We start from the raw sequence: 26,221 nt of genomic DNA on the forward strand, positions 1-26,221 counted from the left end.
TCTGCGCCTAACAAAGTGTGTCACTCAACCCCGTGGCAAGCGCGGGGTGTCCAACGGTCGCGAAGAGAGTAAAACCTGGAAGGGAACCCAAGCGTTCGATCAGGACCTAAACTGCGCTAACCCGCCATCAGGAGTGAAACCGCATGAGTCGCATCGAAACCGACAGCCTGGGTCAGGTGGACGTACCGGAAGAGGCCTACTGGGGCGCCCAGACCCAGCGTTCGCTGATCAACTTCGCCATCGGCACGGAAAAAATGCCCCTGGCGGTCATGCATGCCCTGGCACTGATCAAGAAGGCCGCGGCCCGGGTCAACAACCGCAATGGCGACCTGCCCGCCAATATCGCCCGACTGATCGAACAGGCCGCCGACGAAGTGCTCGCTGGCAAGCATGACGACCAGTTCCCGTTGGCGGTCTGGCAGACCGGCAGTGGTACCCAGAGCAACATGAACGCCAACGAAGTGATTGCCGGACGCGCCAATGAGCTGGCCGGCAAGGGCCGCGGCGGCAAGTTGCCAGTACACCCCAACGATCACGTCAACCGCTCCCAGAGCTCCAACGACTGTTTCCCTACCGCCATGCACATCGCCGCCGCCCAGGCGGTGTATCAGCAGTTGCTGCCAGCGATTACCGAACTGTCCGGTGGGCTGGCGGAACTGGCGGCACGGCATATGAAGCTGGTGAAGACTGGGCGCACCCATATGATGGATGCCACGCCAATCACCTTCGGCCAGGAGGTCTCGGCCTATATCGCCCAACTGAACTATGCCGAGCGGGCGATTCGCTCGGCATTGCCGGCGGTCTGCGAACTGGCCCAGGGCGGCACCGCCGTCGGCACCGGGCTCAATGCGCCCCATGGTTTTGCCGAAGCGGTTGCCGCCGAACTGGCGGCGCTGTCCGGCTTGCCGTTCATCAGTGCACCGAACAAGTTCGCCGCCCTGGCCGGCCATGAGCCCTTGACCACGCTCTCCGGCGCCCTGAAAACCCTCGCCGTGGCCCTGATGAAAATCGCCAACGACCTGCGCCTGCTCGGCTCCGGGCCCCGTGCCGGGTTTGCCGAGGTCAAGTTGCCGGCCAACGAACCGGGCAGTTCGATCATGCCCGGCAAGGTCAACCCGACCCAGTGCGAGGCGTTGTCGATGCTGGCCTGCCAGGTCATGGGCAATGACGTGACCATCGGCTTTGCGGCCAGCCAGGGTCATCTGCAACTCAATGTCTTCAAGCCGGTGATCATCCATAACCTGCTGCAGTCGATCCGCCTGCTCGGGGATGGTTGCAGCAACTTCCAGCAGCACTGCATTGCCGGACTGGAACCCGACCCGGTGCAGATGGCCGCGCACCTGGAGCGTGGCCTGATGCTGGTGACCGCGTTGAATCCGCATATCGGCTACGACAAGTCGGCACAGATCGCCAAGAAGGCCTACAGCGAAAACCTCACCTTGCGTGAGGCGGCGTTGGCCCTCGGTTACCTGACCGATGCGGAGTTCGACGCCTGGGTCCGACCGGAGAACATGCTCGAATCCGGAAAGAACGGCTAATGCCGAACGCGCGCGCCCTCTGTAGGAGCGAGCTTGCTCGCGATGATAACCGGAGCACCGCGAACCATCAGGATTCCCGCGTCATCGTCGACGACCATCGCGAGCAAGCTCGCTCCTACAGAAGGGCGCAAATACCTGCAACGGGGTCGTTATGGATTCACCGCCTGGCGCACACGCCGGGCCTTGAGCCCGGCCATCAGCGACGGCCCCAACGCCACCAGCGCCGAGCCCAGCACCACCAGCAACGCGCCGCCATACCCCAGGCCATTGATGTCTTCGGGCTGCACGAACCCGGGCCACAGCCAGGCCGCCAGGGCCACCGCGGCAAAGGTCACCAGGGGCGTGATCGCCAGGGTCGCGCTGACCCGCGAGGCTTCCCAGTGCGCCAAGGCTTCGGCAAAGGCGCCGTAGGCCACCAGGGTATTGAGACAGCAACCGAGCAACAACCAACCCTGCAACGGGCTCAATTGCAAGACTTCAACCGGGTGCACCCAAGGGGTGAGCAACAAGGCGCAAAACAGGTAGATGACCATCATCACCTGCAACGAATTCCACACCGTCAGCAGTTGCTTCTGGCTCAAGGCGTAGAAGGTCCAGACCGTGGACGCCAGCAACACCAGCAGCACCCCGGCGGTATAAGTCCCCAGGGACGTCAGCAATTCACCCAGGCGCTGGTTGAAAAACAGACCAAAGCCGAACAGCAGCACCAGCAAGCCGATCCCCTGCCCCAGGCTGAAGCGTTCCTTGAACACGAACAGGCTGGCGATCAACAGGAAGATCGGCCCCATCTGCACCACCAACTGTGCGGTGCCAGGACTGAGCCGATTCAAGCCCATCAGGTAAAACACGTAGTTGCCCACCAGGCCGAGCACCGCCATCAGCACCAGCCAGCCACCTCGCGGCCCGAGGACCTGGCGGCTGGGCAAACGCCGGGTCGTCGCCAGATAGACGAAAAGACAGCCCCCCGACACGATCAACCGGTACCAGGTCACGGTCACCGGGTCCATCACCTGCAACACCTGCTTGAGCTTGATCGGCAGGATGCCCCAGAGCACCGAGGTCAGCAGCGCCAGGAACAGACCGTAACCCCAGCGACCGGATGAGATGTGCATGAAGAGTCCTGTGGACGTGTGGGGGAAGTCGTCATTCTAGGCCGTGCAGGGGCGGCAACACAGCTGGGGAAGGCCGCTCGATGCGACCTTGAGCGTGCCAGAAGCGGCGCCAATAAAATGGCCTCGACCATTGATCGGACGATCAGGCGCGCTATCTTCATAAGTTTTATGCTGGATTTCTGACAGCCACGTTCATCAGCGAGATTTCGCCATGTTCGGCAAACGCGCACAAGACAACACCGAGGCCACCCATTTCCGCAGTCATCGGGTGACGGCCATCAACGGCCAGTTTTTTTTCAGCACCCGGGAAAACACCCTGGAAGGGCCGTTTTTTACCCGAACCGATGCCGAGCGTGAAACTCAGTCGTATGTAAAACGCATGCAACTGACCAAGGATATCAAGGCCAGCCAGCCCCTGTAGCCAGCGACGGCAGGTCTATCCCTTGGCGTTGCATTGCCCTTGCGGCCGCCATCGCCAGCAAGCCGGCTGCCACAACCGCCGAGGTGAGACGGTATTGCGCGGTGAAACTTCGTCCTGTAGGAGCCGGCTTGCTGGCGATAGCGACGGCACATCTTGCATCGCTATCGCTGGCAAACCCTTGCGCCTCAGAGCAACGCTTCGAACAATCCCGTCGCGCCCATGCCACCGCCCACGCACATGGTGACGATGCCATAACGCAGCTTGCGTCGTTGCAGCTCGCGCACCAGGTGCCCGACCTGGCGCGAGCCGGTCATGCCGAACGGATGGCCGATGGAAATCGAACCGCCGTTGACGTTGTACTTGGCGTTGTCGATGCCCAACCGATCACGGCTGTACAGGCACTGCGAGGCGAACGCCTCGTTCAACTCCCACAGATCGATGTCCGCCACATTCAGGCCTTTGGCCTTGAGCAGCCGCGGTACCGAAAACACCGGGCCGATCCCCATTTCGTCCGGTTCACAGCCGGCCACGGCAAAACCGCGGAACAAGGCCTTGGGCGTAAGCCCCAGTTCCAGGGCCTTTTCCAGGCTCATCACCAGGGTCATCGAGGCGCCATCGGACAGTTGCGAGGAGTTGCCCGCGGTCACCGAACCGTCTTCGGCAAACACCGGCTTCAAACCGGCCAGGCTGTCCAGCGTGGTGTCCGGACGATTGCAATCATCACGCTCCACCACCCCCGCCAGGCGCTGAATCTGCCCGCTGGCCTTGTCCTCGACCGCATAGGTCACGGCCATGGGCACGATTTCATCATCGAACAGCCCGGCGGCCTGAGCGGCGGCGGTGCGCTGCTGGCTTTGCAGCGCGTAAAGGTCCTGCTGCTCGCGACTGACGCCGTAGCGACGGGCGACGATCTCGGCGGTCTGGCCCATGGGGAAATAGATCCCCGGCACCTGCTCCTTGAGCAGCGGGTTGATCAGGTTGTCGGTGTTGACGCTTTTCATCGTCAGGCTGATGGACTCGACGCCACCGGCAACGATGATGTCGCTGCAGCCGGAGGCGATCTGGTTGGCGGCAATGGCGATCGCCTGCAAGCCCGACGAGCAAAAGCGATTGAGGGTCATGCCGGCGGTGCCACTGCCCAGCTTCGACAACACCGCAACGTTGCGCCCAATGTTGTAGCCCTGGGCCCCCTCGTTGGAGCCGGCACCGACAATGCAGTCTTCGACACTGGCCGGGTCGATACCGTTGCGGCTGAGCAAGGCATTGACGCAATGGGCCGCCATGTCGTCCGGCCGGGTCTGGTTGAATTTGCCGCGAAAGGACTTGGCCAAGCCTGTCCGCACGCTGTCGACGATCACCACTTCACGCATGGCCCACCTCATTGATTGTTGTTGTCGGTTGGAAAGATCAAGCGAGCATAAGCCCACCCGATTCCCGACCGCGACAATCATTCATCCGGCGTATGCGCGGCCATCGTCCTACTTCGCCTTGCCCTTCTTACCACGCTTTGCGAAGGCCGCCTCGACGGCCAGATTGATCGTGCGCAGCACCTTGACCCGGGCCCAGCGCTTGTCATTGGCTTCCACCAGCGTCCAGGGTGCCACTTCGGTGCTGGTCCGGTCGACCATATCGCCGACGGCGTCGCGGTACAGGTCCCATTTCTCGCGGTTGCGCCAATCGTCTTCGGTGATCTTGAAGCGCTTGAACGGAATATCCTCGCGTTCCTGGAAGCGCTCCAGTTGGGTCTGCTTGTCGATGGCCAGCCAGAACTTCACCACGATCACCCCGGCTTCGCTCAGTTGCTCCTCGAAATCGTTGATTTCACTGTAGGCGCGCATCCAGTCAGCCTGGCTGCAGAAGCCTTCGATCCGCTCCACCAGCACACGGCCATACCAGGAACGGTCGAACACGGTGAACTTGCCGCGCATCGGGATATGCCGCCAGAACCGCCAGAGATAAGGCTGGGCGCGTTCATCCTCGGTGGGGGCGGCGATAGGAATGATGCGGTACTGCCGCGGATCGAGCGCCGCCGCGACCCGGCGGATCGCTCCGCCCTTGCCCGCCGCGTCATTGCCTTCGAACACCGCCACCAACGCGTGCCGACGCATGCGTTTGTCCCGCAGCAGACCAGCCAGCCGCGCCTGCTCGGTAATCAACTGTTCTTCATAGTCGTCCTTGTCCAGGTGCTGGCTCAGGTCCAGGCTGTCCAGCAGGCTGAGTTCGTCCACCCCTGAAAGCAGCGGCGCGGCATTGCTCGGGCGCGGCTTGGCATCCCGGGTCTTGAGCGCGGTCTGCAAGCCTTCAAGGAGGATTTTGCCCACGGTCAGGCTGCGATAGTGGGGATCGACCCCTTCGATTACATGCCAGGGTGCATAGTCGTTGCTGGTACGACGCAACACCCGCTCGCCGAAATGCACGAACTGGTCGTAAGTCTCCGACTGCTGCCAGTCCAGCGGGCTGATACGCCAGCTGTGCAGGGGGTCATCCTGGAGTGATTTGAGACGGGCCTTCATCTGCTTCTTGGACAGATGGAACCAGAACTTGAAGATCAGCGCGCCTTCGTCGCAGAGCATTCGCTCCAGGCGTTCGGCACCATTGATCGCCTGGTCCAGCACCGCATCCTTGAAGTGACCGTGCACCCGGCCCTGCAACATCTGGCTGTACCAGTTGCCGAAGAACACGCCCATCCGCCCCTTGGCCGGCAGTTGCCGCCAGTAGCGCCAGGCCGGCGGTCGGGCCAGTTCTTCATCGGTTTGCTGGTCGAAGGTGCGGACCTCGATCAGGCGCGGGTCCATCCATTCGTTGAGCAACTTGACCGTCTCGCCCTTGCCCGCCCCTTCAATGCCATTGATCAGCACAATGACCGGAAAGCGCTTTTGCTGCTGGAGTTCGAACTGTGCCTCCAGCAAGGCTTCACGCAAGGCAGGGACTTCGGCGTCGTAGGTGTCTTTGTCGATGGCGTGACCGATTTCGGCGGATTCAAACATGGGCGACTCCCTTCCAAGATGGGGCAAGACTAACGGATCGGACCACGCGGTGTGGCGGGAAATCCCCAGGCCTTGCCGTGGATCAATCCGGCGTCCGGCAATGGGCTAGAATAGTCCCCTTGTTACCGTCGAGTGGCCCCATGACCTGCGTATCGCCCAATCCTCCCACCCATGCCCAGATCGACTGGGATGACCAGGGTCGCCCGCACTCGCGGGTCTTCGACGACGTGTATTTCTCCGATCAGTCGGGCCTGGACGAAACCCGCTACGTGTTTCTCGAACAGAATCGCCTGCGGGAGCGCTTTGCCGCCCTGGGGTCGAACGAGCGGCTGGTGATCGGCGAGACCGGCTTCGGTACCGGACTGAATTTCCTCTGCGCCTGGCAGTTGTTCGAGGACTGCGCGGTGCCGGGCGCCCGGTTGCATTTCGTCAGCGTGGAAAAATACCCGCTAAGCCGCGCCGACCTGCAACGCGCCCTGACCCTCTGGCCCGAACTGGCCAGGTTCAGCGCGCCATTGCTCGGGCAGTATGTCGCCATTCACCAGGGCTTCCAGCGACTGCTGCTGGACAATGGCCGGGTAACCCTGACGCTGCTGGTCGGCGATGCCCTGGAACAACTGCCGCAACTGGACGCCCAGGTCGACGCCTGGTTTCTCGACGGTTTCGCCCCGGCCAAGAACCCCGAGATGTGGACGCCCGAGCTGTTCGCCGAACTGGCGCGGCTGGCGGCCCCCGGCGCGACCCTGAGCACCTTCACCAGTACCGGTTGGGTCCGCCGCTCACTGAATGCCGCGGGCTTCAAAATGCGCCGCACACCGGGCATTGGCCACAAATGGGAAATCCTGCGCGGCGAATTTATCGGCTGGCCCGCGGACACGACTGTACCGCCTGCCGCCAAGCCATGGTTCGCGCGCCCAGCGACGCCCAGCGGCGAACGCCGGGCCCTGGTGATCGGCGGTGGCCTGGCCGGTTGTGCCAGTGCCGCGAGCCTCGCCGCCCGTGGCTGGCAGGTCTGCCTGCTGGAGCGCCACGACGCCCTGGCCCGGGAAGCCTCGGGCAACCCGCAAGGCGTCCTCTACCTCAAGCTGTCGGCCCATGGCACGGCGCTGTCGCAACTGATCCTCAGTGGTTTCGGGCATACCCGGCGCTTGCTCGAACAGTTGCACAGAGGCCTCGACTGGGACGACTGCGGCGTCCTGCAACTGGCCTTCGACGAGAAAGAAGCCGAGCGCCAGGCCCAGTTGGCCAGCGCCTTCAGCCCCGAGTTGCTGCAGATCCTCGATCAAGCCCAGTCCCAGGCCCGCGCGGGCGTGGCCCTTGAGCACGGCGGACTGTTCTTCCCGGAGGGCGGCTGGGTCCATCCGCCAGCCTTGTGCCAGTGGCAAGCCGGCCACCCGAACATTGAAGTACGCGCCCATAGCGACGCCGTCGAGCTGCGCCGGGTCGACGGCCAATGGCAGGCGTGGGGCGCCGACAGCCTGCTGGGCAGCGCCCCGGTGGTGATCCTCGCCGGGGCCGCTGAAGTGAAACGCTTCGCCGCCAGCGCCGCGTTGCCACTCAAGCGCATTCGCGGGCAGATCACCCGTCTGGCGCAAACCGTCGGCAGCAGCGCCTTGAACACCGTGGTCTGCGCCGAAGGTTATGTCGCGCCGGCGCGCCTCGGTGAACATACCCTGGGCGCCAGCTTCGATTTCAAGAGCGAGGACCTGACCCCCACCACCGCGGAGCATATCGGTAACCTGGCATTGCTACAGGACATCTCGCCTGACCTGGCCATCCGCCTGAATGCCGCTGAACTCGCCCCGGAGCACCTGCAAGGCCGGGCCGCCTTTCGCTGCACCAGCGCGGACTATCTGCCGATCGTCGGACCGCTGGCGGACCCGAAGCCTTTCGCCGAGGCCTACGGCATCCTCGGCCGGGATGCCCGGCAGATACCGCAGGTCCCCTGCCCCTGGCTCGAGGGGTTGTATATCAACAGCGGCCACGGCTCGCGCGGTCTGATCAGCGCGCCGCTCTCGGGCGAATTGCTCGCCGCCTGGCTGGAGAACGAGCCGCTGCCATTGCCACGTAGCGTCGCCGAGGCCTGTCATCCGAATCGCTTCGCCTTGCGCAGCCTGATCCGCGGCCAGGGCAAGCCTCAGGCCGGTGCCTGAGGCCGCGCCGCTATGCCGACTCAGAACGGGGCGGGATGTTCATCCATTTCGTGCTGGGTCAACGCCTCGAGAAAGGTCTGCTCCTCGGCCATGCGGGTCTCCATCAACGTCGACAAGCGCCGGGCATAGCTGGCGCTGAGCATCTCCGGGGAGTGGGTCAGCAACTGCTCCTCCTGGTCATGAAAGGGCTTGTTGAAGCGGGTAAAGTCACGCGGGTATTTCTTTTTCAGGTAATCAATCCAGAAATCGCGCGAAGCAATAAAAGTCTTCAGGGCCGGCGTGCTCTCCGCCAGGCGGATATTGCCTCGGGCCGCGAGGATCTGCTCCTCGGTGACATTGGCAATGGATCTGAAGAACATCTCCTTCGGCTGCCCGGGCAAATACAGCGAACGCCCCAGGCCGACCCGATAGGCCAGATGCACTTCGACCTCATCGACCGCGTTCGATGACGCTATCTCGGGATCGCCGTGCAGGGTCTTGACATGATCCCGAGCGATATCGTCGATGCGCTCCAGGCGAAACAGTCCGCGCGCCAGCTTCAGCAGTTCCGCCGGCTCATTGCTCTTGGCCGCCAGGGTCCTGGCCCTGGCCAGCAACACCAGGACTTCCAGATGGCTGAAGTTTCGCGCGGCGCTGTCGACGCAGGTCAGCGGATCGGCCGCCAGGTCGAACAGTTCATTGCGCAAGGTTGTGTTCTCGGCCGCGTCCGCCAGCACGCCCCAGACCCGGCGCGTCAGGTCCGCGCGAATCTTCAGATACTCGGCACTGCCCCCCAGTCGCCCCAACAACACAAAAAACTCCTCGGAACCCGGCTCCTGCCGCAAGCTCTGCCACAGGTTCTCCAGCGTTTCACGGCGCGCGCCCGCCTCGAGATCGGCCAGCCAGCGTTGACGCGCACTGTACTCGTCCAACTCCAGCTCCGTATCCGGAATACCGAAAGTGATACCGGTACGTGTCCGATAGGCGGCCAACAGGTTCTGATGGTCAACCGTGAAGGGGTTGTTACGCAGGATGATCCGCCGATTGATCGGCGAAGGCGCGGTGTAGGCCTCGCTCGGCATGGTCTGGATCTGGTTGTCGCGCAGGTCCGCTTCGTACAGACGCATCCGCGTCAACAACCCCGTGGGCAAGCTGTCGATTCCCGTTCCCCGCAGGTGCAAACGGCGCAAGTGCGGCATCTGGCCGACGTCCAGCAGACGGACATCGAAGTTGCCATTCAGGTTCAGGACTTCAAGATGGTGCAAGCTCGACAGTACGTTGATCGAGCCCTGGGTCAGCGTGATCCGGTTGTCCTGCGCGTGCAGCTCCCTGAGCTGGCTCATATCGGCAATCGCGTTCGGCAGGGCCTCCAACCGATTGTTGTTCAACTCCAGTCTGCGCAGATTGGAAAAATGCTCGAGAAAGTCTTCGGGAATACGCTTCACATTCATGTTCTTCAACGACAGTTCAGTGACATGATCGAAGCTGATGCCGAAGGGCAAGCTCGGCAAGCTGTCGACGCGCAACCCCGCCAGACTCAGGCTGCGGCCTATGACCACGCCATTCTCGTCATAGGTCCGAGGCGTTTGCCAGCGCCAGCAACGCTCGATGATCTCGGCCGCCTGCTCGCGACTTTCATCGACACCACCCAGCCAGGCATGTGCCCGCTGAATGCTCCCCTCCGCCCCTCGCCAATTGCGTAGCGTCAAACGCAACTGCTTGAGTTCCTCCTCGAGCCCCTCAAGCTGGCTTCTGACCTGGAGCGGATCGTCACCCAGGGAAACATACAAATTGCGCACTTCCGCCGCACAGAGATCGGGATACAGTCGGCTCAACCGGCGCAATCCTCGGTGCGACCCATAGACACCGCCACGCCTGACTCGCAGGCAGGCCTGCATCTCACTGTCGCGCCAGGCCAGCGAGCGGTATCCGGGCTTGCGCGGAGGGAAGCCGAGGGTCTCTTCGAGCTCGACACGTGGTCGCTCCATCAACTTGGACATCAGCAGCTTGTGCAGCAAGTCGGCTTCGTCCAGCTTGACCCCCATCGCCCCACGCTCGACCAGTCGCAAGCCGCTCAATACCGCACCGCTCAGGGCGTGGCGCCCCTTGATCAGTGGCCCCAGGCTCAGGCCCTCGTCATCAAAGGCCTGATATCCCTGCGCGGTCCTGACCAACACCCGGCGCCGAGGCCAATCGTCATCGCCCATCTTGCTCAACAGAGGACCATCGAAACGTTGCTGGCGAATCTCCACACGCAGATCCGGCGGCCACCCGCCCATGGTTTTCAGCATGGACAACTGCAACCTGACAGTATCCAGGTTGCCGGGGTTATTGAGAAAGCCACTGTCCAATGCGTGGTTGAGGCGAATCTCACGCAGGTTCTCGTTCGCCTCTTCAATCAGCTGCAAGGGCAGGCGATCGCCGGAGCCCAATCGCCCTTTCAGCAGCGCATTCGCCTGCTCCAGGGTTTCACGCAAAACCCCGTCCGGCAAATCGGCGAAGCCGCGCCTCAAGCCCACGGGTAATCCGGCATCGGTCAGGCAACACAACCTGTAGAGACGCGCGAACACCGCCGTGCGCTGCTCGTGCACATGCGTGCGCAGCACGCCCTCCAGCAGCATCGACGCCTGGTCGGGATCCGCCCCCGGTCCGAGCAGTTCCCGGCGTTCCAAAAGCGTCAGTTTGTTCAAGATCACCGCCAGGCCATCCGTTTCGATGTCCTTGGCCCGCAACACTATGCTCTGCGGCTGCGATGTCAGGTCCACCCCGTATTCACGCAGCGGTTTGCCCGTCCCGTCCAGAAGCATGAGTGCGCGATCCCGCGGCCAGCCCTTGAGGCTGGGCAGAATCTGCAGTTTCAAGTCGAGCAGGCGAGCGGCGGCCGACGCCGGTGCAGTATCAGGCGCGAGCAGCCAATTCAACTCGTTATCCAGTCGGAAACGCCCTATCGAGTCAAGCAGGGATGCCGGGATCTTTGCATGGCTCATATGGATCCGCCGCAACTGCGACTCGTCGAGGCGTTGAATCGAGAGGATTTGCTCTATCGTTTCATCACTCAAAAAGCGCACGTCAGGGCCCAGGCGCCGAAACAGGTAAACCGGATCGTGCCATTGCAAGGGCCATTCGTGGACCAACCTCCAGGCCCCGGCGCCATTGTGCTCAAGCACTGGCTCGTAGGCTGACTCGCGAAGAGGATGCCGCAGGCGCCAGGCCCCGACGGACTCATCCCGGTAAACCCGGTAAGGCTCACCGGCGATATCCAGGTATCGATGTCCGTCGTCCGCTTCGTCCGCCTGATAGAACCCCTCGTGGTCCAGCGCCCGGCCCGCCAGTCCGGGATCGTCATGGCGATAGGCATACAGATCGGGCTGCCATAGCCGATAGCGACCATCGCTCGAGCGGACTGGCAGCAGGTCATCAAAAAAATCCGAGTGCCGTTGGAAGAATCCCTTGAGCGCCTTGCCTCCCCAGTGCATGGCCACGCCCAGGGCAACCATGGTCACAATATCCTCGGCCACCGACATCATGTGCGAAATGGCCTCGTCGCGCTCACCGCGCCGCCAATCCTGATAGCCCTCATAGGTTTCCGCCAGCAGTTGCCCGACCGCCACGCCCATCATCAACAAGCCCAGCCAGGGGTTGGCGAAAGCGGCCAGGTTGAGCAGGCTCATGCCCAGGCTCAAGTGAGACAGATACCTGGCCTGGCGGGCATCCTGATCGACGTCCTCGGTGGGCACCGCGACGACCCGCGCGTCGTCCTGCAGCCGCAGGATCTGTTGCCGGTAGAGCTGAAAAGACAACTCGCCACTCAGTACCTCCAGCTTCAGTTGCAAATCGGCCGTCGGGTTCAGCGATATCCTGACCTTGTCATCGGCGTCACGGGTTTCCAGGGTCAGGCTCTTCCTCAAGCGCGCCAGGAATCCCGGCAGTTCGCGCTGACTGACAAAACCACAGAAGAACTTCTCGTACTCGGGTTGCCAAAGTCGGCGGCGCAGCTCGGCGTGGAACGCCTCAAGCGAGGCATAGCGTTTGAATCGCGTGAGCGGATCGTTGGGAATATGCACCAGCACCCGGTTTTTCAGGCCGTCCTTGTCGGACTGCGGCACATTGTCCAGCGTGAACAGGCATACACCAGACAACCTGACCCCGAGCATCAACAGATTGTGGGCCATCATCTTCGTACCGTCCGCGGCAACGGCGACATTCAGCTCGATCAATTTACAGACCTGTCGATAACTCGCCTCATCGAGGTCCTTTTTCAGATAGGCAATGCAGGCATCCACCAACCTATCGGCTTTCTTTTGCCGCACGATGGCGGACTCGATACGAAATCCGCTGTCTTCCGCACTCTCCTCGTCACTTTCCGGAAGATGAAAAACCTTACACAGGTGATATTGATAGAGCCTTCCCAGATCGAGCTGGCGGACCAGTTCGACAAAATCCTCCACGGCGATTTTTGCCACCCGTTTCTGGTCGCCGCTCAGTCTGATATGAGACAGCGGAGGAAGGCGCTCGTCCGCCGCGAAGTTCTGCATGGCCGCTTCCAGCAAACTGCGACGGGTATACGTCATCGGAAAGAAATGAGTCGACCCGGTCGGCGGCGGCAGTGAGGGCCAGCGATTGGCGATATTCAGCTGGTCGCGGTGGATATCCAGCCCCGGGCCGAATCGACTCTGCAGTGCGTGCTCCAGCACCGGCCCGCAAAAACCCAGGACGGTTTTCAGATCCTTGAGCCATTCGGACACTTCTTCCTTGAAAAAAAGACTGCGCCGCAGGTATTCGCGCAGGCGTGCGATATCTTCAGCGCGAGCTGCCAGCAACCAGGGCGGCGCATTGGCATTGATCACGTCTTCGTTGGCACTGTGTTCGTCGAGAACAGCGGTTACAAGATGGGTAGTGGCTGACATTTTAAATATCCTTTTTTAAAAGTTCGCCGCCGCGATCTGGGTTTCCAGGGCTGCGACCACCGTTTCCAGACTCTCGATGCAGCTGTATGGCCCGTCGGCATAGCTGAACAGTGCTTCACGCAGGAGCCTGTCCTGGCTAGCGGCCTCGACGATCGACCAGACCCGTCGGGCAGTCTCCTCTCGCCTCTGCCGGTTCTGCTCCCGCGACCACAGGTGCAGGCGCCAAAACAGCAGGAAACACCCCTGCGCCATAGGTTCGGCACGCAAGCGCCGCCACTTCAACCGCTGTGCCGCCAGCCGCTCCTGGCAGGCCGCCGTTGCCAGTACCTGCGGATCGAAGGACTCGATCCAGGCATCCTCTTCCTCTTGCTCGCTGCCACGGCTCGGAAGTGGCGCCACGCTCAGGCTGATCCCCGCGTTCTGCTTGAGCGCCGCCAACCGATCAAGGCTGTCTTCGGACAAGGGATTGTTCTGCAAGCCGATATAACGGGTCACCGCAGCGGGCGCATTGAACAGTTCAGACGGTATCGAGGCGATGCGGTTATCCCGCAAATCCAGTGCCTCCAGGGCCAACCGCGTGAACAGCCCATTCGGCCAGCGATCAATGCCCGTATTGCGCAGCATCAGTTGCCGCAAGGCCGGCAAGCCGCTCAGTTCTGGAAGCTCGGCGAGGGGATTGCCATTGAGGTTGAGTGTTTCCAGAGAGGCCATGTCCGTCAGCAGCGCCGCACTGTGTACCGTCAGGGAAATCCGATTGCCTTGCAGGTACAGATGGGTCAGGTGTTCCATATCGCACAAGGCGTCCGGCAAGGCGGTCAGTTGGTTGTCGCTCAGATCCAGCCGGCGCAGCCCGGTGAAGCCGGTGAAAAAACCTTGGTCGGCATCCGTCAAGGCCATATCCCTGAGGATCAGGTCGCTGACGTGACTGAAGTCGATATCCCCGTCCAGCTCCGGCAAACGGCCCGCGCGCATCCCTTGCAGGTCAAGCGTCACCCGCAGCGTTTTACCTGATAGACACCACGCCCCCTGCTCCCAGGCCCGCTTGATCGAATACGCCAGTTGCTTTCGGCTTGCCGCGGTGCCCCCGGTGGCGGAGAGCGGGTCATCAACCGCAACGGCCGCTTCGACCCAGGCCCGTAATTGCGTCTTGAGCCGTTCGTGCTCCTGTTCACGCGATTCCAACACAAGGGCGGCCTGCTCCGCAGTCCCCAACGATTGCAGATACACGCGGATCTGCACCATCGATAACAACGGGTAGAGCCGGTTCACCCGGACGATCAAGGCGTGCCATCGCGCGTCGCCAGGGACGCTGTCGAACAACGGGTAGCCTGGGTACTCTTCGGGTAGCGCGAGCCGTGGCGGGGCACATAAACGCGCCGCCTGGTGGCGATGCTTGAGCCCCAGCTCGACCAGCGCCTCGCGCAATGGCCCGGGCTGGGTGGCGTTGAAGCCCAGGGCCGTGCGTTGCTCCGGCAACAGTGCCAGAAGCACCGCTTGTACCAGACTGGAGGCCGAGGCCAGCGGTTTGTTGGATGCGTCCTGGACAAGGTAGTCATCGTTGCGTTGCTCGCTGACGGACAGGCGCCGCTGCAACTGGGCGGACTCACGGCCGAGGGCGAAGGTGGTGCTCCCCAGTCCGGCCTTGCGCACGTAGTGCAATTCCAGTCGCAGGTTATCCGGCCAGCCCGGCAAGCGCTCGAGCATATGGAACGCCAGGCAGTCGGTTTCGAAGGAGGTGCGGTCATTGCGGAGGAAATCGGCGTTGACACGATTGACCGTCAGTTCCAGCCGCTTTCGCAGGGCGGCCTCGGACAAGGCCAGGGGCATCTGCCCCTGAATCAGCAGCCGCTGCCGCTGCACATCGTTGGCCTCGGCAATCAGTTCCTGCTCCACCCATGCCGGTAATTCGGGAAAAAACTGCCGGGGCCCCGGCTCGACCACCGCGTCGGGCAGCACCTCGGCGGCGGCACCCGGCGCCTCACGCTGGCGGAATCGCCGGACACTTTCGTTAAACACCCGCGGCACGGGCATCAAATCGATATGCAGCCGGCGCAGCACAGCGGCATCGGTGCCTGTGACCCTGAGCACCTGCCGCACCACCGCATCGGACAACCCTTCGGCAATCGGCCCCAGGCGGCGAAACAGATAAATTTCATCCGACCATTGCGCGGGATTCTCGAAGGCAAACCGCCAGGCGCCTTCGCCGTTGTGCAAAACCAGCGGCGAATAGGCACCCGCACGGGTCGCATGCTTGAGACGCCAGCGCCCGTCGAATGCCTGCTCGTCCAGGCGATAGACTTTCGTGTCGATCCGCACATAACGCGCTTCACCGTCGCTCAGTACCCCTGCGGCATCCGACTCGCCGAGGAACATGGCCCGCCGGTGCTCGTAGGGATGCGCGTCGGGATTCCACAGGCGCAAGACACGTTGCTCGCCCATGATTGCGATCAGTCCGGCACAGAAATCCGACTCCTGCGGCCGACCGCGCTCCCAGAACACCTGTTCACGCTCGTCCGGGTCCAGGTCGAGCAGATTGATGGCCTGCGCCATCAGCGAATCCACCAGCCCTACGCGGTCCCTCGCCCGCCAATCCCGCCAGCCTTCGTAAAACAGATCGAACAAGGTTCGGGAGCGCCCGCCCAACACCAGTTGCCCCGGCTCCGGCAGGCCATAGACCGACAATTGCGCCGCCGACACCCCACACTCGTGCCAACGGCGCAAGCGGGCCAGGCGTGTCGTCCGATCCTCGGTCCCGGTGGGAACGGCCAGCGCCCGCGCATCGTCGACGAGCTTGCCCAATTGCAGGTGCACCAGTTCGCTGAACAAGTCCGCGGCCGCGGGCCGAAGGGCGAACGACCAGCACGCCCCCGCACGCGAATGCTCGGCGGCCTGCTCAAACAGCGCCTTGTCGAATTCGGGTAGCACGCGGTAATCCACCAGGCGAGCGATGAAATACCGATATTGCGTACCGATGCCGATCTTTTCCGCCAGCCAGGCGGAAAATGCCGTTATCGATGAATGTTCCCGGAACGGGCAAGCGGGTTCGTTCGGCAGATACACCACACATGCCCGTCCCTCTTGAGTCAGGGCATCAGCGGCGGCAAACAGCAGCACCCCTTCCAGGGCGGTGCCGAGCATCGACAAATGGCTGGCCTGAACCACCTGGCCATCCCAGTTGACCGAACGTTCCAGATTCAACACCCGAACCAGCATTTCATAGGCGGGCCGTTCGATATCGCTGTTCAGGTAGGCGATATGGGCATCGAACAGCATGCAGGCTTGACGATGCCGCTCCAGCAGAAAAGACAACCGCGGATCGCGCCTCGACACAGGCTCCTCTCCCGGACGCCGCGGACAATAAAAAACACTCCGCAGGTGCGCCTGATAACGACCGCCCAGGTCCAGCTCACGAAAAATCCGCGCCAGCCTGTGCGGCTCGACCTCATGCACCCGGTATTCGCCGCTCGCCAGCGGGCGGCGGACGCCACTGCCCGCGGGAAAACCCGAGGCTACCGTCTCGACACGATCAAAGCCCTGCAAGGCGCTGTCGAGCAGAGAGAGCGCTGGAATGTCCGTCTCCCCGCCGTCGGCGTCAGCGCTTGGCGCGATGAACAAACAATCCCGACGCGGATCCAGGCGACCCAGGCCGTTATCCGCCAACGCCCGGGCCACCAGCAGCCCGGCAAATTGCCCCAGGGGCTGGTACTGACCAAGCGCAGTGTCTATTTCATCACGGTAATACTCGCTCAATCGCATGCTTTCGCCCAAGGCGGCCCAGAGGTTGTACTCGGCGGCCCTGCGCCGCAGATAACGCGGGGTGTTTTGAGCAAAGACGCTCTGGCGGCGAAAACTGCGCTGTTCTTCCGGCATCAAACGTTGTTCGCCGGCACTCAATCCTTTCAACATGCGGAAATACCCTTGATCGTCCATGTTCACCGAGGGTATCAGCCTGACGCGGCTTGAAAATCACAAAAAACTTATTGTTTATCAGTAAGTTAAATCTTAAATCCAAATCCTTTGGATAGCCCGATAGCACCTGTCCATGCAACGCGGCGAGGCACCGAAACCCACCCGGCGACCGCGCCATTTTTTATAACGATTGGATATGAAAAGTTTCAGGTCCGCTTAGCCCAAGTCACAGTTGGGGGGCCTGGGCCAGGTACGTGCGGGTTTCTGTGCCTTGACCTCGTCGCTCGCCTCGATAGCTATGCTGTCCGCTCCCAGCAACGCCTCCAGTTCGGCGATGCTGCGAATGTAGCGGTCCAGCGGTTCCAGCTTTGCCTGATTGGGGATGTACCAACTGATGGCCTGGGCCTGGCCATCCGCACCGGTGGTCAGGACGGTTTTCCAGAAGGCATCCGGGGTGCGGATGCCATGGGACTCGAGGAAGAAGTCGTTCTCCGTGTCGCCATAGACCACGCCGCCATGAACCTGCACCGGCGCCAAGTCGCGATAGCATTCGGAGACCTCCTCCGTTTGCACCCAGATCCCCTGGTTGAAGCGCGCGGCCTGGGGCACGATATTGCTCATGTAGTGGGCCTGGCGAATCGCCAGTTCGCTGTGGTCCATCTGATTGGAGGGCACCAGATGCCCGCGGTCCCAGCCGGGCACGGCGCCGTAGCCTTTGGCGGACAGTTGCCCCGCGCACCCGTCGGGCAGGTCCGGATCCAGTTCGAAACCCTTGGGTCGTTTGACATTGCCCATGTCCGCGGTGAGCCGATATTCGTACCTGAGCGCCGTGCGCTTTGCACAGTCATAGGTCAGGGTAAAACCCTCCCGAAGCAGGGTGATCTGCCCAGGGCTCGGCACCGGGCTGGGTAATGGCGAGGCACAGCCGCCCAGGCCCAGCAGCAGTCCCCACAAGAGTCCCCGGCGGCCAGCGGCACCACGGATATGGGTCAGGGCCGGGCGCAATGCCGGCCTGAGGTGATGTACTACGAGATGATTCATTCGGTCGTTCCTGATTCGCGTGATCTGCCCTTGGCAGCCCACCCGAAAGGGAACACCTTCTGTGCTACCGGTGTCTGTCAGAACACGGCGAAATGCGCGCGAGACCTGTCATTAGGTAGCCCGACACGCCCTGGCACAGTAGCATCAGGCCCCATAGCCGCAAGAGACGATTCCATGCTGATTCCCTACGAACAACTTGAACCCGATACCCTCACCCGCCTGATCGAAGATTTCGTCAGCCGCGACGGCACCGACAACGGTGATGACACGCCCCAGGAAACCCGCGTGCTGCGCGTGCGTCACGCCTTGAGCAAGGGCCAGGCGGTGATCTTCTTCGATATCGAAAGCGAGCAATGCCAGTTGCTGCCCAAGCACGCGGTGCCGAAAGAGTTCTTTGACTGACCGCTAGACAACGGAGTCGCTGGCCGGCTCCGGCTCACCCAGCTTGGTCAGGATCCGACGGTAGATTTCCGCCCGATGCACATTGACGTGCTTCGGTGCCTCGACACCAAAACGAACGTGATTACCGTTAACAGCGAGAATTCGCACGGTGATGTTATCGCCGATGGAAATCATCTCGCCCACGACGCGGCTCAGTACAAGCATGGCAGTCAATCCTCAAGGGTTAATGAGCGCCCAAGACTGCCCGCCCCGCTGAGCACCTTCAATGCACGCGCCGCAAATCAGTCGGCCCTGACCGACAGGGTCGATTCGCCCTACAGAATCAGATTGCTTACTTGGCAAAGTCGGAGATTTTACCGATGAGGAGCCGGCTCAGGCCTGTGAAAAGCGCGGCCCCAGCAGGATGACGCTCGCGCCAAGGACGCAGAGGGCGGCGCCCAACCAGTCCGAGCCCAGCGGGCGGATACGTTCGATCAGGCCCAACCAGGCGATGGAGGCCACGATGTAGATGCCGCCGTAGGCCGCGTAGACCCGACCGGCGTAGGTCGCCTCGACCTTGGTCAACAACAGCGCAAACAGCGTCAGGCTCAACAGCGCCGGGGCGACCCACCAGGCGCTCTTGCCCAGCCGCAGCCACATCCAGAAGGCATAACAACCGGCTATTTCAAACAGCGCGGCGAGAAAGAACCACAGATAGTTGATCACGATAAACACCCGTCAGGATTGCCCGTTGCAGGCAACCCTAACCAGCCGTCGATCCGTGGGCAAGCTCAATGCGGGACTTGTTTGGCCTTGGCCCGCATCTTGTCGGCCATCAGGGTCATTTCGTCATAGAGCAACTGCGGATTCTTCTGCTTGAGGGCCCAGGCCATGCGCCCCTGCTCGTGGGGCAGAATCATGAACTCGCCCAGGCCGACCTGGGTGTAGATGTAGTCGGCGATATCGCTCGCGCTGATGGGCGAGCTTTCCAGCAGCTTGCCGACCTGGGCCTTCATCGCCGGCGTAGGCCCGCGGAAAGAGTCCAGCAGATTGGTCTGGAAAAACGACGGGCAGACCACGTGCACACCGACTTCCTGCTGCGCCAGTTCGATCAACAGGCTTTCCGACAACGCCACCACACCGGCCTTGGCCACGTTGTAGTTGCTCATGGCCGGTCCCTGCATCAGCGCCGCCATGGAGGCGATATTGATGATCTTGCCCTTGCTCTGTTCCAGCAGCGGCAGGAATGCCTTGCAGCCCTTGACCACCCCCATCAGGTTGATCGCGATCTGCCAGTCCCAGTCTTCCAGCGACAGCTCGCTGAAGAACCCACCCGAGGCGACGCCGGCGTTGTTGACGATCACATCGATGCCGCCGAACTTGACCTCACAAGCCTGGGCAAAAGCCGTCAGCTGGCTGTAGTCACGCACGTCACAGCGCTGGGTGAAACCGTCGCCGCCGGCTTCGCGCACCAGCCGGAGGGTTTCCTGCAGGCCCGGATCGCTGACATCCGACAGCGCCAGGCGCCAGCCTTCGCGGGCCCAGCGCAGTGCGATTTCGCGGCCAAGACCGGAGCCGGCGCCAGTGATCATGATGCGATTGTGCATAGCAGATACCTTGTGGGTTCTGAGGACGATGGTCGGCAGTGTAGCGAAGGACGCCCAAAGGCCCATGCACCATCAGATTGCTGAATGCTCCAGGCAAAGTGGCGACCGAGGATGGTCCCAGGGGGGGGCTGGACAGGATATGAACATCCCGGGTTGACGCCGGTTCGCGATGGCCGGGTTGACGGTCATCGCGAACCCACTGGCTGGCGCAGTATCAGTCGTTGCTCGGCTTGTTCACCGCCTGCAACACGTATTGCGGCAAGGCAAACGCGCCGATATGGATCTCGGGGTTGTAGTAGCGAGTGACAATACCGCTGCCGGCAAAACGCTGGCGCAGGGTTTCCAGCGACAACTTGCGCGACGCGGTGTTGGTCGCGCCCCAGGCGAAGGTCATGGCACCGCCGATGTAGGTCGGTACCGCGGCCTGGTAGAAATGCCAGTCCGGGAACAGGCTACGCAGGCGTCCCGCAGTGGTCTGCACTTCGGACAACTGCATGAACGGTGTGCCATTCTGGGTCACCAGAATGCCACCTTCGTTCAGGCAGCGCCGACAGGCCTGGTAGAAGTTTTCGGAGAACAGCACTTCCCCGGGACCGATCGGATCGGTGGAATCGGAGATGATGACGTCGAACTTTTCCTCGGTGGTGGCGACAAAACGCATGCCGTCGTCGATCACCAGGTTCAGCCGTGCGTCGTCGAACGCGCCCTTGGAATGCTCCGGCAGGAACTGCTTGCACATGTCGACCACGGTGGCGTCGATCTCGACCATGGTGATGTGCTCGACGCCGCGGTGCTTGGCCACTTCACGCAGCATGCCGCCGTCGCCACCGCCAATGATCAGCACGCGCTTGGCGCTGCCATGGGCGAGGATCGGCACATGGGTGAGCATTTCGTGGTAGATGAATTCGTCGGCTTCGGTGGTCTGGATGACACCGTCCAGGGCCATGACCCGACCCATGCGGGCGTTTTCGAAAATCACCAGGTGCTGGTGCTCGGTGCGCACTTCGTGCAGCAGCTTGTCCATGCGAAAGCGCTGGCCGTAGCCTTCGTAGAGGGTTTCCTGGTAGTGGGTTTCAGGCGTATTGCTCATGGGAAGTGCTCCGGTGAATGCGAGTGACAACGGACGGTTACCCGCCCATGGCGGGCTATCGAACAAGCAACGGGCGCTAATGGCCATTGCCGCGATAATCCGAGAAAGGCGCGCATTCTACGTTGCGAACGATGACAGGTCGAACCTTCGCTGGGCACAGGTCGTCGGCTTCTGCACTCAAGGAACGAGATATTTGATCAGCAATGCGGTAACCGTCGACACGGTACCGACAAAGCCAACGGCAATCGCGACCGGGTACCAGAATGTCTCACGTGTCATCTTCCCCGCCTCGGCATTGAGCTTGCGTTGCTCGGCGATAAGCTTGGCAATCTCGACATGGGTTTTCTCAAGCTGGGCCTGTTCCATACTCATCTCCTGCATGGGCTAATCCTTTAGCGTAGGGTTTCGGGTCAGCTCCTCCCTTGAATCCAGGAGGGGCCAGGGGGCAAAGCGTCCAAGCTTTTTTACCCTGCTCAAAACCTAGGACTTCATCCGTGTAAACGCCATCAGCCCCCTACAACAAAAGGCGTAGGCAATTTCCGAAACGCCATCGAGAGGTGCCACAACCCTCTCCCGGATCGACACCAGGCTCAAGCCTGCCTTCAGGGCCACTAGCGTAGATTGAGATTGCCACGCGGCCCGGCGATCGCCCAGATGATCAGGCCGAGCACCGGTAGCAGGATGATCAGCAAGATCCAGAGGATCTTCATCCCGGTTTCGGCAGTGCTTTTCAGCACATTGAGGATGGCCCAGATATCCAGCGCCAGGATGATCAGGCCGATCAGGCCGTTGAAAGTGGAACCCATGGTCTTGCTCCTTGATGAGGATCTGCCCCCATAGGATAGCCGGCCTGTGCCAGGGTTCACTTTATTGCCGATCCCTCGCGGCGGGGGCTCAGACGTGCAGAGCGACCCGCAGGGCTTCCAGGGACGGCGCGGCGACAATCCCGACTTCCTCGCACAGGGCCAGTACCCGCGGCAGGTCATTGCCGTAGACCAGCACCGCCTGGAGTTCGTCGTCGAGCAACTGACTGAAATTCACCAGCACGTAGCCACCCATTTCCGGGCTCATGCTGCTCAGTTGAACCTGGATGCGGTTCAACGCGGTCAAGGCTTCGACCTTGGCCAGCTGCTTGGGCTTGATGTTGAAAGGCACATCCTTGCCGAAGGACTCGACGATCCTGGCGAACAGATCCATGTAGGTGTCGGCCTGGAAAAGAACGGTCTCGGGCAAGCTGCCGACCACCACCCACTCGCCCAGGGGCATCGGAAAGCTGTCGTCGTAGTTGATGTCCGGGTTGGCCGCCAGGAAACCGGCCGTGTCGGCATAGGCCTGGGCGGCTTCATCGGCGATCTGCAGGATTTCGGCCTCGCTCATGCAGCCGGAGCTGATTTTACTGATGAGTTCGACGAGGGCGGTTTTCATGGGCAGGTCCTGCAGCGGAGAAAATGACGGCCGCGAAGGATACACCAATTCCCCCTGGGGCCGGACCGTCCGCGCCTGAATCCCTGCTGGCGCGCCTGCGGACGGCATTGCCGGGCCAGAATCTGGCATTATTTTTTTCATAAAATTGATTTATGAAATAAAACGTGTCATTTATAGCCACGACAAAATCCTGCGGGCCCACCCGCTACGCCAGTCCGGACGGCACCTCGCTCACGTTTCAGAACCGCCCCCCAACAACAGGAGTCAACAATATGAACAAGACAGGACTTCTAGGTGCCCTGGCCCTCTGCGCCTTCAGCATCCTGGCCCATGCCGACGAGGACAGTCTGCGTATCGGTATCGAAGCCGCCTACCCGCCCTTCTCCTACAAGACCCCGGAAGGCAACCTCGGGGGTTTCGACTACGACATCGGCAATGCCCTGTGCGCCGAGATGAAGGTCAAGTGCCAATGGGTGATCCAGGAATTCGACGGCATGATTCCCTCGCTCAAGGTGCGCAAGATCGATGCGGTGCTGTCGTCGATGTCGATCACCGACGACCGCTTGAAGTCGGTCGACTTCAGCAAAAAGTACTACCACACACCGGGTAAGTTCGCGATGAAGGCCGGCAGCCTGATCCACGATCCGTTGGTGGATCTCAAGGGCAAGAAAGTCGGCGTGCAACGCGCCTCCACCTACGACCGTTTCGCCACCGAACAACTGGAGAAAGCCGGGGTCGAGATCGTCCGCTACTCCTCGCAGAACGAAGCCTTTCTTGACCTGGCCTCGGGTCGTCTGGACGCCACCCTCGCCGACATCGTCAACACCGACGAGAGCTTTATCAAAACGCCGGCAGGCAAGGGCTTCGCCCTGGTCGGGCCAGATATCAACGAGCCGAAATACTTCGGTCGGGGCGCCGGTATCGCCCTGCGCAAGGGCGATACCGCGAACGCCACGCGCCTGAACGCGGCCATCGATGCCATCCGCGCCAACGGCCAGTATCAACAGATACAGGCCAAGTACTTCGCGTTCGATATCTACGGCGAGTAAGCCTCCCCGTGACCTGGCGCCCGCTTGATGCGGGCGCCCTTCTCCCGCTTGTCCCGCGCGCCATCGGCGTTTCGGGCGAGGAACTTCATCATGCTCCACGGCTACGGATCGAGCATTCTCGAAGGTGCCTGGCTGACCATCAATCTGGCCCTGAGCGCCATGGCCATGGCCATTGCCCTGGGTCTGATCGGTGCAGCGTTTCGTTTATCACCGCTCAAATGGCTGGCGCGGCTCGGCGAGGGCTATACCACCCTGATCCGCGGTATCCCCGACCTGGTACTGATTCTGCTGATTTTCTATGGCGGCCAGGACCTGGTGAATCGCCTGGCCCTTGCGCTCGGCTACACCCACTACATCGACATCGACCCGTTCATGGCCGGTGTCTGCACCATGGGCTTCATTTTCGGCGCCTATCTCTCGGAAACCTTTCGCGGCGCCTTCATGGCCATTCACAGCGGCCAGGGCGAAGCCGGGGCGGCCTATGGCATGAGCGGCCCGCAGGTGTTCCGGCGGATTCTGCTGCCACAGATGATTCGCTTCGCCATTCCCGGCTTCACCAACAACTGGCTGGTGCTGACCAAGTCCACCGCACTGATCTCGGTGATCGGCCTGCAGGACATGATGTTCAAGGCCAAGAACGCCGCGGATGCGACCCATGAGCCCTTCACGTTCTTCCTGGCCGTGGCGGCGCTCTACCTGATGCTGACCAGCCTGTCGCTGCTGGTACTGCGCTACCTGGAAAAACACTATTCGGTCGGCATCAAAGCCGCCGAGCTGTGAGTGGAGAACACCGATGATTCTCGATTACAACGTGATCTGGCAAAACCTGCCGCTGTATCTCGGCGGTGCCTTGTTGACCCTCAAGCTGCTGCTGATTGCCCTGGGCCTGGGCCTGATGCTGGCCATCCCGCTGGCGCTGCTGCGGGTTTCCCGCTCGCCGCTGCTCAACTTCCCGGCCTGGCTGTACACCTATGTGATCCGTGGCACGCCGATGCTGGTGCAATTGTTCCTGATCTACTACGGCCTGGCGCAGTTCGAAGCGGTCCGTCAGAGCCTGCTCTGGCCCTACCTGTCGAGTGCGACCTTTTGCGCCTGCCTGGCCTTTGCGATCAATACCAGCGCCTACAGCGCCGAGTTGCTCGCCGGCAGCCTGAAGTCGACGCCCGGCGGCGAAGTCGAGGCCGCCCGGGCCATGGGCATGTCACGCATGACCCTGTACCGGCGCATTCTCCTGCCCTCGGCCTTGCGCCGGGCGCTGCCGCAGTACAGCAACGAAGTGCTGATGATGCTGCAAACCACCAGCCTGGCGTCGATCGTCACCCTGGTCGATATCACCGGCGCGGCGCGCACCGTCAGTGCACGCTTCTATTTGCCGTTCGAAGCTTTTATCACCGCCGGCCTGATCTACCTGGCCATGACCTTCGTCCTCGTGCGTCTGTTCAAGCTGGCCGAGCGCCATTGGCTGGCGTATCTGGCGCCACGCAAGCACTAAGGAATCCCCATGCAGCCGATTAACTACGTCCTGCCCTGGAGCGCCACGGGCACCGAACGCCGACTGTCGCTGTTTCGATTCGGCAGCGGCTCGCGCAAGGCTTACATCCAGGCCTCCCTGCACGCCGACGAACTGCCGGGCATGCGCGTCGCCGTCGAACTCAAGCGCCGTCTGCGCGAACTGGAAGATCAGGGGCGCCTGACCGGGGTCATCGAACTGGTACCGATGGCGAACCCCATCGGCATCGGGCAGATGTTCCAGGCCACCCATCAGGGCCGCTTCGAGTTCTCCAGCGGGAGCAACTTCAATCGCGACTTTGTGCAACTGACCGATGCCGTGGCCCAACAGCTGGAAGGCCAGCTGGGGGCAGACGCCGAGACCAATGTCAGGTCGATTCGGGGCGCCATGCTCAAGGTCATCGAGCACCTGCCGCCGGCGACCTCGGAACTCGACGGATTGCGGCGCCTGCTGTTGCGCCATGCCTGCGATGCCGATGTGGTGCTGGACCTGCACTGCGACTTCGAGTCGATCATGCTGCTCTACGCCCTGCCGCAAAACTGGTCACGCCTGCGTTCCCTGGCCGCGCGCCTGGGAGCCGGCGCCGCCCTGCTGGCCGAGGATGCCGGCGGCAATGCCTTCGATGAAGCCTGTGCCAGCCCTTGGGTGCAACTGGCCCAACGCTTCCCGTGGGCTAATATCCCGCTTGCCTGCGTCGCCTCCACCATTGAGTTACGGGGCATGGCCGACACCGATCGCGCGCCCTGTATCGCCAGCGCCGAGCAGATCCTCGGCTACCTCGCCGAACAGGGCCTGATCAGCGGTCAATGGCCGGCCGCGCCAGACTTCTGCTGCGAAGCCACCCCGTTCGCCGGGGCGCAATATGCCTATGCGCCGCACCCGGGCGTGGTCAGTTTCCTGCAGCCATTGGGCGCACAGGTCAAGGTCGGCGACCCGCTGTTCGAAGTCATCGACCCACTGACCGACCAGCACAGCGTAGTGACCGCCAGCACCGACGGCATCCTCTATGCCCGCGAACGCCTGCGTTTTGCCCAACCCGGCTTGTGGCTGGCCAAAGTCGCCGGCCGTACCCCGATTCGCCAGGGTCGCTTGCTCAGCGACTGACTTCAGCA

21 protein-coding genes are annotated in these 26,221 nt (G+C 62.0%); 8 read left to right on the plus strand and 13 right to left on the minus strand.

Annotated elements, in window-relative coordinates:
* The first annotated feature begins 143 nt into the window (after window positions 1-143).
* Window positions 144-1,538 carry a class II fumarate hydratase gene (locus AC07VG_RS06410; RefSeq protein WP_494999827.1) on the plus strand — a complete coding sequence of 465 codons (1,395 nt, stop codon included), beginning with the start codon at window positions 144-146 and terminating at the stop codon, window positions 1,536-1,538.
* Between the two features lie 149 nt (window positions 1,539-1,687).
* On the opposite strand, the gene AC07VG_RS06415 is transcribed toward AC07VG_RS06410, so the two are convergent.
* Window positions 1,688-2,650 carry a DMT family transporter gene (locus AC07VG_RS06415; RefSeq protein ID WP_494999826.1) on the minus strand — a complete coding sequence of 321 codons (963 nt, stop codon included), beginning with the start codon at window positions 2,648-2,650 and terminating at the stop codon, window positions 1,688-1,690.
* A 211-nt stretch (window positions 2,651-2,861) separates the two neighbouring features.
* Here AC07VG_RS06415 and AC07VG_RS06420 point away from each other — a divergent pair, with 211 nt between their 5' ends.
* Window positions 2,862-3,071, plus strand: coding sequence for a DUF6316 family protein (locus AC07VG_RS06420; RefSeq protein ID WP_494999825.1), 210 nt, complete (start codon window positions 2,862-2,864; stop codon window positions 3,069-3,071).
* Between the two features lie 185 nt (window positions 3,072-3,256).
* Here AC07VG_RS06420 and AC07VG_RS06425 read toward each other — a convergent pair whose 3' ends face one another.
* Together AC07VG_RS06425 and pap are read right to left on the minus strand one after the other, a co-directional pair.
* Window positions 3,257-4,441 carry a thiolase family protein gene (locus AC07VG_RS06425; protein ID WP_494999824.1) on the minus strand — a complete coding sequence of 395 codons (1,185 nt, stop codon included), beginning with the start codon at window positions 4,439-4,441 and terminating at the stop codon, window positions 3,257-3,259.
* A gap of 108 nt (window positions 4,442-4,549) precedes the next feature.
* Window positions 4,550-6,058, minus strand: a complete 1,509-nt coding sequence (pap, locus tag AC07VG_RS06430; RefSeq protein ID WP_494999823.1) for a polyphosphate:AMP phosphotransferase — start codon at window positions 6,056-6,058, stop codon at window positions 4,550-4,552.
* 140 nt (window positions 6,059-6,198) lie between these two features.
* Here pap and mnmC point away from each other — a divergent pair, with 140 nt between their 5' ends.
* The gene (mnmC, locus tag AC07VG_RS06435; protein WP_495020681.1) at window positions 6,199-8,211 is read left to right on the plus strand and encodes a bifunctional tRNA (5-methylaminomethyl-2-thiouridine)(34)-methyltransferase MnmC2/FAD-dependent 5-carboxymethylaminomethyl-2-thiouridine(34) oxidoreductase MnmC1; all 2,013 of its coding nucleotides are present in this window, start codon (window positions 6,199-6,201) and stop codon (window positions 8,209-8,211) included.
* A 20-nt stretch (window positions 8,212-8,231) separates the two neighbouring features.
* Here the strand turns inward: mnmC and AC07VG_RS06440 are convergent, their stop codons facing one another.
* The 3 genes from AC07VG_RS06440 to AC07VG_RS06450 form a co-directional block, all read right to left on the minus strand.
* Window positions 8,232-13,097: an NEL-type E3 ubiquitin ligase domain-containing protein gene (locus tag AC07VG_RS06440; protein WP_494999821.1), complete on the minus strand. Its 4,866-nt coding sequence runs from the start codon at window positions 13,095-13,097 to the stop codon at window positions 8,232-8,234.
* Between the two features lie 15 nt (window positions 13,098-13,112).
* Window positions 13,113-17,003 carry a dermonecrotic toxin domain-containing protein gene (locus AC07VG_RS06445; protein WP_495020682.1) on the minus strand — a complete coding sequence of 1,297 codons (3,891 nt, stop codon included), beginning with the start codon at window positions 17,001-17,003 and terminating at the stop codon, window positions 13,113-13,115.
* A 219-nt stretch (window positions 17,004-17,222) separates the two neighbouring features.
* Window positions 17,223-18,047 (minus strand): DNA/RNA non-specific endonuclease, encoded by an 825-nt coding sequence (locus tag AC07VG_RS06450; RefSeq protein ID WP_495020683.1) that lies wholly within the window; start codon window positions 18,045-18,047, stop codon window positions 17,223-17,225.
* 174 nt (window positions 18,048-18,221) lie between these two features.
* On the opposite strand from AC07VG_RS06450, the gene AC07VG_RS06455 reads away from it, so the two are divergent.
* Window positions 18,222-18,449, plus strand: coding sequence for a YheU family protein (locus AC07VG_RS06455; protein WP_248802340.1), 228 nt, complete (start codon window positions 18,222-18,224; stop codon window positions 18,447-18,449).
* Window positions 18,450-18,452: 3 nt separating this feature from the next.
* On the opposite strand, the gene csrA is transcribed toward AC07VG_RS06455, so the two are convergent.
* The 7 genes from csrA to AC07VG_RS06490 form a co-directional block, all read right to left on the minus strand.
* Window positions 18,453-18,653: a carbon storage regulator CsrA gene (csrA, locus tag AC07VG_RS06460; RefSeq protein ID WP_494999818.1), complete on the minus strand. Its 201-nt coding sequence runs from the start codon at window positions 18,651-18,653 to the stop codon at window positions 18,453-18,455.
* Between the two features lie 168 nt (window positions 18,654-18,821).
* Window positions 18,822-19,154: a YnfA family protein gene (locus tag AC07VG_RS06465; RefSeq protein ID WP_495020684.1), complete on the minus strand. Its 333-nt coding sequence runs from the start codon at window positions 19,152-19,154 to the stop codon at window positions 18,822-18,824.
* Window positions 19,155-19,219: 65 nt separating this feature from the next.
* Window positions 19,220-20,035: an SDR family oxidoreductase gene (locus AC07VG_RS06470; protein ID WP_495020685.1), complete on the minus strand. Its 816-nt coding sequence runs from the start codon at window positions 20,033-20,035 to the stop codon at window positions 19,220-19,222.
* 214 nt (window positions 20,036-20,249) lie between these two features.
* A complete protein-coding gene (speE, locus tag AC07VG_RS06475; RefSeq protein ID WP_494999815.1) occupies window positions 20,250-21,125 on the minus strand; it encodes a polyamine aminopropyltransferase in 876 nt (291 codons plus the stop codon).
* Window positions 21,126-21,302: 177 nt separating this feature from the next.
* On the minus strand, window positions 21,303-21,491 hold the full coding sequence (locus AC07VG_RS06480) for a hypothetical protein (protein ID WP_191488733.1): 189 nt from the start codon (window positions 21,489-21,491) through the stop codon (window positions 21,303-21,305).
* Window positions 21,492-21,736: 245 nt separating this feature from the next.
* Window positions 21,737-21,931, minus strand: coding sequence for a PLDc N-terminal domain-containing protein (locus AC07VG_RS06485; RefSeq protein ID WP_494999814.1), 195 nt, complete (start codon window positions 21,929-21,931; stop codon window positions 21,737-21,739).
* Between the two features lie 88 nt (window positions 21,932-22,019).
* Entirely contained in the window at window positions 22,020-22,550 is a 531-nt protein-coding gene (locus AC07VG_RS06490; protein ID WP_494999813.1) for a hypothetical protein, read from the minus strand.
* Window positions 22,551-22,822: 272 nt separating this feature from the next.
* On the opposite strand from AC07VG_RS06490, the gene AC07VG_RS06495 reads away from it, so the two are divergent.
* The 4 genes from AC07VG_RS06495 to AC07VG_RS06510 all read left to right on the plus strand — a co-directional run bounded on the left by AC07VG_RS06495 (window position 22,823) and on the right by AC07VG_RS06510 (window position 26,213).
* Complete coding sequence (locus AC07VG_RS06495) at window positions 22,823-23,599, plus strand: ABC transporter substrate-binding protein (RefSeq protein WP_494999812.1); 777 nt, start codon at window positions 22,823-22,825, stop codon at window positions 23,597-23,599.
* Window positions 23,600-23,689: 90 nt separating this feature from the next.
* The gene (locus AC07VG_RS06500) at window positions 23,690-24,379 is read left to right on the plus strand and encodes an ABC transporter permease (RefSeq protein ID WP_494999811.1); all 690 of its coding nucleotides are present in this window, start codon (window positions 23,690-23,692) and stop codon (window positions 24,377-24,379) included.
* Between the two features lie 13 nt (window positions 24,380-24,392).
* Window positions 24,393-25,091 carry an ABC transporter permease gene (locus AC07VG_RS06505; RefSeq protein ID WP_494999810.1) on the plus strand — a complete coding sequence of 233 codons (699 nt, stop codon included), beginning with the start codon at window positions 24,393-24,395 and terminating at the stop codon, window positions 25,089-25,091.
* Window positions 25,092-25,100: 9 nt separating this feature from the next.
* Window positions 25,101-26,213 (plus strand): succinylglutamate desuccinylase/aspartoacylase family protein, encoded by a 1,113-nt coding sequence (locus AC07VG_RS06510; protein WP_495020686.1) that lies wholly within the window; start codon window positions 25,101-25,103, stop codon window positions 26,211-26,213.
* Window positions 26,214-26,221: the final 8 nt, after the last annotated feature.

It is taken from the genome of Pseudomonas sp. GW821-FHT03C07 (assembly GCF_059420925.1).

Coding starts and splice junctions, on each gene's coding strand:
- AC07VG_RS06410 (WP_494999827.1), top strand. CDS start 144: ATGAGTCGCATCGAAACCGACAGCCTGGGTCAGGTGGACGTACCGGAA.
- AC07VG_RS06415 (WP_494999826.1), bottom strand. CDS start 2,650: ATGCACATCTCATCCGGTCGCTGGGGTTACGGTCTGTTCCTGGCGCTG.
- AC07VG_RS06420 (WP_494999825.1), top strand. CDS start 2,862: ATGTTCGGCAAACGCGCACAAGACAACACCGAGGCCACCCATTTCCGC.
- AC07VG_RS06425 (WP_494999824.1), bottom strand. CDS start 4,441: ATGCGTGAAGTGGTGATCGTCGACAGCGTGCGGACAGGCTTGGCCAAG.
- pap (WP_494999823.1), bottom strand. CDS start 6,058: ATGTTTGAATCCGCCGAAATCGGTCACGCCATCGACAAAGACACCTAC.
- mnmC (WP_495020681.1), top strand. CDS start 6,199: ATGACCTGCGTATCGCCCAATCCTCCCACCCATGCCCAGATCGACTGG.
- AC07VG_RS06440 (WP_494999821.1), bottom strand. CDS start 13,097: ATGTCAGCCACTACCCATCTTGTAACCGCTGTTCTCGACGAACACAGT.
- AC07VG_RS06445 (WP_495020682.1), bottom strand. CDS start 17,003: ATGTTGAAAGGATTGAGTGCCGGCGAACAACGTTTGATGCCGGAAGAA.
- AC07VG_RS06450 (WP_495020683.1), bottom strand. CDS start 18,047: ATGAATCATCTCGTAGTACATCACCTCAGGCCGGCATTGCGCCCGGCC.
- AC07VG_RS06455 (WP_248802340.1), top strand. CDS start 18,222: ATGCTGATTCCCTACGAACAACTTGAACCCGATACCCTCACCCGCCTG.
- csrA (WP_494999818.1), bottom strand. CDS start 18,653: ATGCTTGTACTGAGCCGCGTCGTGGGCGAGATGATTTCCATCGGCGAT.
- AC07VG_RS06470 (WP_495020685.1), bottom strand. CDS start 20,035: ATGCACAATCGCATCATGATCACTGGCGCCGGCTCCGGTCTTGGCCGC.
- speE (WP_494999815.1), bottom strand. CDS start 21,125: ATGAGCAATACGCCTGAAACCCACTACCAGGAAACCCTCTACGAAGGC.
- AC07VG_RS06480 (WP_191488733.1), bottom strand. CDS start 21,491: ATGGAACAGGCCCAGCTTGAGAAAACCCATGTCGAGATTGCCAAGCTT.
- AC07VG_RS06485 (WP_494999814.1), bottom strand. CDS start 21,931: ATGGGTTCCACTTTCAACGGCCTGATCGGCCTGATCATCCTGGCGCTG.
- AC07VG_RS06490 (WP_494999813.1), bottom strand. CDS start 22,550: ATGAAAACCGCCCTCGTCGAACTCATCAGTAAAATCAGCTCCGGCTGC.
- AC07VG_RS06495 (WP_494999812.1), top strand. CDS start 22,823: ATGAACAAGACAGGACTTCTAGGTGCCCTGGCCCTCTGCGCCTTCAGC.
- AC07VG_RS06500 (WP_494999811.1), top strand. CDS start 23,690: ATGCTCCACGGCTACGGATCGAGCATTCTCGAAGGTGCCTGGCTGACC.
- AC07VG_RS06505 (WP_494999810.1), top strand. CDS start 24,393: ATGATTCTCGATTACAACGTGATCTGGCAAAACCTGCCGCTGTATCTC.
- AC07VG_RS06510 (WP_495020686.1), top strand. CDS start 25,101: ATGCAGCCGATTAACTACGTCCTGCCCTGGAGCGCCACGGGCACCGAA.